Annotated in this window: 3 protein-coding genes; all 3 read right to left on the reverse strand. The window is 42.2% G+C overall.

The genetic code is table 11. The features are described 5' to 3' along the window. On the reverse strand, positions 1-557 hold a 557-nt coding region (locus tag AC06L3_RS00530; protein ID WP_475668673.1), incomplete at its 3' end, for a hypothetical protein. 309 nt (positions 558-866) lie between these two features. Further along, entirely contained in the window at positions 867-1,304 is a 438-nt protein-coding gene (locus tag AC06L3_RS00535) for a hypothetical protein (RefSeq protein ID WP_475668674.1), read from the reverse strand. Next, the coding region (locus tag AC06L3_RS00540; protein WP_475668675.1) for a hypothetical protein at positions 1,292-1,518 on the reverse strand (227 nt) is incomplete at its 5' end. The genes AC06L3_RS00540 and AC06L3_RS00535, both read right to left, overlap by 13 nt.

A 1,518-nucleotide genomic window follows, 5' to 3' on the forward strand; every position in this document is an offset into this window, starting at 1 on the left:
TCCAACTCGCGCAGGGTGTCCGCAGTGAAATCTTCGAACTCGATACTGATGCCGGTATAGAGAGTGAACCGATGAAGGGCGCGATGAATAACACGGTGCTGCACGCGCTGCGAGTCCGCCATATTGTGCTCTTTGTCAATGTAGCGGGTGAATACATCGAGCATTGTTTCCTTTTTTACAATCTCGGCCTCTTCTCCCTCTTCAATGACAATATCCTTCGTTTTGAATTTCTCAAGCACATCCTTCAGCCAATCCTTCCCGAGAGAATCTTTTCCACCACCGGATTCAAGGAATTCCGACATAATGAATTGTCCAAGAGCCTTCAACTGACCGTTCTGCTCGTTCAGTTCCCTTACAATATCCTTCTTGTCCGCTATCATAACGCGGATCTTAGGAATCTTGTTGCATTGCCGCTCCTGGTCCCAGTTCTCTTCAAGAGTAAACATTCTGGTCTTTCCGCGAAGATTGATTGTTCCGTGAAAGAAGCGGACCAGAATCTCGTGCTTACAAAGAAGTTTGTCTGTCTTTGGAGAAATAGTGTAAACAATAGTCGCCATATTCAATTCGTATCTACTGCAAAGCTACAAATTTTTGGCGACTTTTTGGCGACTTAACTGAATTATTTTGAAATATGGTGACAAGTACAGAGAAATATAGCATCCGCTTAAAGTATGCTATATCAATGCTTTACTTTAAAAATAAGCCTCGGAATAGGCTGTATGGCGGTTTGCAAATTTCGCTTTTTCGAGTCTCATCTCGCGCACGCTTTTAAGAGCCAAAGTATTGAATTTCAATGCTTTGGCTCTTGTCTTGTAAAATTTTTGCCGACTTTTTGCCGAGTTATGAATGAGAAACAGGGGATGTTGCTATAGTTTCCAGCTATCTATCCTTATTGTTTCTCCACAGATATCGAATATTATATCAGCGCCTGTATTTCTGCAGAGTGTTAAAAATTTGGAATAGTTTCCGTCTCCACGCATTTCTTGAAGGAACTGGTCTGCAACATAGGTGTTCATTCCTATTGCACCGGTCAATCCAAGCACACTACCATAAATGCTTTGCCCCAATTCGTTGTCCTGCCTTATGTCTAGGACAACTGCTCCTTCATCGTAGTCAATGTAGATTTGGTTAAAATACCATCCCCCCTCAAGGTAGTAAGGACATTGATAATTTACTCTGCTGACAAAATTTTCAAGCCGGCTTTGTTGGCATCCTGTGAGCATAAATACACACAACAAAGCCATCATTAAACGGCCGAAGATTGGGTGACTCAAGTTTCGCATATTACATTCTAGTTTGTCCATATTGAATAACCATTAGGCAATATTCCTCTGTTTACAACCATTACGGTGTATGTCTTTGAGAGGACCGGGACCCAAGAACAGTAGCATTCGGAAGTGTTATCCTCATCGCATATAATGAGGTCCCCTAGGGCATCAAAGATATAGAGGTCAAGATCGGAAATCTTTAATCCGGAAACATATACTTCTGCGGTTCTTAGCCGCTCGAACTGTATTT

The organism is Candidatus Egerieousia sp. (assembly GCF_056211015.1).

Excerpts from the sequence above, each read along its gene's own strand:
- AC06L3_RS00535 (WP_475668674.1), bottom strand. The coding sequence starts at position 1,304 with ATGGACAAACTAGAATGTAATATGCGAAACTTGAGTCACCCAATCTTC.